Raw genomic sequence first — 3047 nt, 5'->3', positions numbered from 1 at the left:
CGCTCCGCCTCGGCCGAGGCGCGGGTGTTGGCGTCGGAGTCACTGGTGGCGATCAGGGCGTACCAGGCGTCCGCGAGGTCGCCGTCCTCGTACGGGCGCCTGTGCCAGGCGATCTCGCCCGCGTCCGCCATGGCCTCGACGGAGGGGGTCGCCTCGGGTGACACCAGCACGATGTCGGCGCCCGCGGCGATGAGCGCCGGCAGTCGGCGCTGGGCGACCTGGCCGCCGCCGAGGACGACCACGCGGCGGCCGGTGAGGCGGAGACCTACGGGGTAGGCAGGGTGTTCGGCCATGGGGGTGCGGCTCCTCGTCCGGGCGGTCGCAGCGGTGCTGTGTGGGGGAGGCAGGCGAAGGGGTACGCATGGGCGCTACGGCTCCGGAGCGGCCCTGACGTGCGGATCTTAGACGTGGGTTCAGCGTACGGCGGGGCCGGGGGGTGCGCAGGAGCGCGAACCCGCCGACCCCGGCCGCCGACTTCCCTCGCGACTCACTTCTCGGTTACGCCCGCGGAGTCGAAGGTCGCCACCTCGTGCATCGCCCGCGCCGTGCTCTGCACCAGCGGCAGCGCCAGCAGCGCGCCCGTGCCCTCACCGAGCCGCAGGTCGAGGTCGACCAGCGGGCGCAGGCCGAGCTTGTTCAGGGCGGCGACGTGCCCCGGTTCGGCGCTGCGGTGTCCGGCGATGCAGGCCGCGAGCACCTCGGGGGCGATCGCACGGGCCACCAGCGCGGCGGCACCGGCGCTGACGCCGTCCAGGATCACCGGCGTGCGCAGCGAGGCGCCGCCGAGGAGCAGGCCGACCATCGCCGCGTGCTCGAAACCGCCGATCGCGGCGAGCACGCCGACGGGGTCGGCCGGGTCCGGCCGGTGCAGTTCCAGGGCGCGGCGCACCACCTCGGTCTTGCGGGCCAGCGTCTCGTCGTTGATGCCCGTGCCCCGTCCGGTGACCTCGGCCGGGTCCGCGCCGGTGTAGACGGAGATGAGGGCCGCGGACGCGGTGGTGTTCGCGATGCCCATCTCGCCGGTGAGCAGCGCCTTGTTGCCCGCCGCGACCAGGTCGCGGGCGGTCTCGATGCCCACCTCGATGGCCTTCTTGGCCTCCTCGCGGGTCATCGCGGGGCCGGTGGTCATGTCGGACGTGCCCGCGCGCACCTTGCGGGGCAGCAGCCCGGGCGTGGCCGGGAGGTCGGTGGCGACGCCCACGTCGACGACGCAGACCTCGGCGCCCACCTGGGCCGCGAAGGCGTTGCAGACCGCTCCCCCGCCGAGGAAGTTGGCCACCATCTGGGCGGTGACCTCCTGCGGCCAGGGGGTGACGCCCTGGGCGTGCACACCGTGGTCGCCGGCGAAGATCGCCACGGCCGCGGGCTCGGGGATCGGCGGCGGGCACTGCCGGGACAGCCCGGACAGCTGGGCGGAGATGATCTCCAGCATGCCGAGCGCGCCGGCCGGCTTGGTCATGCGCTTCTGGCGCTCCCAGGCCTCGCCGAGCGCCTTGGCGTCCAGCGGGCGGATCTGCGCGACGGTCTCGGCGAGCAGGTCGTGGGGCTCCTCCCCGGGCAGGGCGCGTCGGCCGTACGTCTCCTCGTGGACCACCCAGGACAGCGGACGGCGCTTGGACCAGCCGGCCTGCATCAGCTCGGGCTCGTCCGGGAACTCGTCGACGTACCCGACGCACAGGTAGGCGATGACCTCCAGGTGCTCGGGCAGGCCGAGGGCGCGGACCATCTCGCGCTCGTCGAAGAAGCTGACCCACCCGACGCCGAGGCCCTCGGCGCGCGCGGCGAGCCACAGGTTCTCCACGGCGAGCGCGGCGGAGTACGGCGCCATCTGCGGCTGGGTGTGCCGGCCGAGGGTGTGGCGGCCGCCGCGAGTGGGGTCGGCGGTGACGACGATGTTCACCGGGGTGTCGAGGATGGCCTCGATCTTCAGTTCCTTGAACTGCTTGGCCCGGCCCTTGGGCAGCGACTTGGCGTAGGCGTCGCGTTGCCGCATGGCCAGTTCGTGCATCGCACGGCGGGTGTCGGCGGAGCGGATGACGACGAAGTCCCAGGGCTGGGAGTGGCCGACGCTGGGTGCGGTGTGGGCGGCCTCCAGGACGCGGAGCAGCACCTCGTGCGGGATCGGGTCGCTGCGGAAGCCGTTGCGGATGTCGCGGCGCTCGCGCATCACCTTGAGCACCGCCTCCCGCTCGGCCTCGTCGTAGCCGGGCGCGGCCGGACCGGTGGACTGTCGTGCTTCTGCCACTGCGGCCGTGCTCTCTTCCTGGTGCTCTTCCTGGTCGGCGACCTGGGTGTCCAGGTCCTCCGCGTGCTGGACCACAGCGGGGTCCGGCTCCTCACCGGGCGCGGCGGGAGGGGTGTCGCCGTCACGAGGGGCGGGCACCATGCCGACGGGCTCCTGCACGGCTCCGCCGGCGGGCTGCGCCTCCCACTCCTGCTGGGGCAGCGGCTGGGGCGGGTCCACCGGCACGACGATCGGGTGCGGCGGCGTCGGGGCCAGGTGCGGGGTGGTCGGCACCGAGCCCTCGACCGGAACGAACTGCCCCAGGGTCAGGCCGGGTCGGGGCTGCGACGGAACACTGCCGGGCAGGGGGGCGCCGGGGCCGCGGGTGTCCTGCCCGCCGTCCTCGGCAGAGGCTGCCGCGGCCGCGAGGGGAGCTTCGCCGGTGCTGTGGGGTGCGTCGCCGTGAGGTGCTTCGGGTGCTTCCTGTCCCTCGGGGGCCACGGACGTCTCGGCTGCCTCCGGTGCCTGGGCGGCGGGAGCGGCGAGAACCGGTTGCGGGGGCACGTCGGCACCGGTGGGCCCGGGAGTCCCGGTCGCCGGGAGGGCGTTCGGGTCCTGGGCGGCAGCGGCCGGATCGTGGACGGTGGCGTCCGCCGGCTGGGCCACGGAAGTCGCCTCGTCCGCCCCGGCCGGTGCGGCAGCGGCCGGCTGGGCCTGCTCGGCCACCTGACCGTCGACGGGCGCGGGAGCACCCACGGCGGGAGCCGCCTCCTCGACGGCACCGTCGGCTTCCCGAAGGGGCGTGCCGTCGAGGAGGCGGCTC

The 3047-nt window shown here is 75.0% G+C and carries 2 protein-coding genes; both read right to left on the bottom strand.

Annotated features, from left to right (window positions below; genetic code table 11):
* The coding region (locus tag BZY54_RS46660; RefSeq protein WP_279634774.1) for a precorrin-2 dehydrogenase/sirohydrochlorin ferrochelatase family protein at positions 1-293 on the bottom strand (293 nt) is incomplete at its 3' end.
* A 194-nt stretch (positions 294-487) separates the two neighbouring features.
* Positions 488-3047: nicotinate-nucleotide--dimethylbenzimidazole phosphoribosyltransferase (cobT, locus tag BZY54_RS46655; protein WP_244217683.1), on the bottom strand; the 2560-nt coding region annotated here is incomplete at its 5' end.

This window comes from Streptomyces carpinensis, assembly GCF_002154505.1.
Lineage (GTDB): Bacteria > Actinomycetota > Actinomycetes > Streptomycetales > Streptomycetaceae > Streptomyces > Streptomyces carpinensis.
The sequence above is the reverse complement of the archived record's forward strand: the minus strand, read 5'-3'. Positions and strand labels throughout refer to the sequence as shown.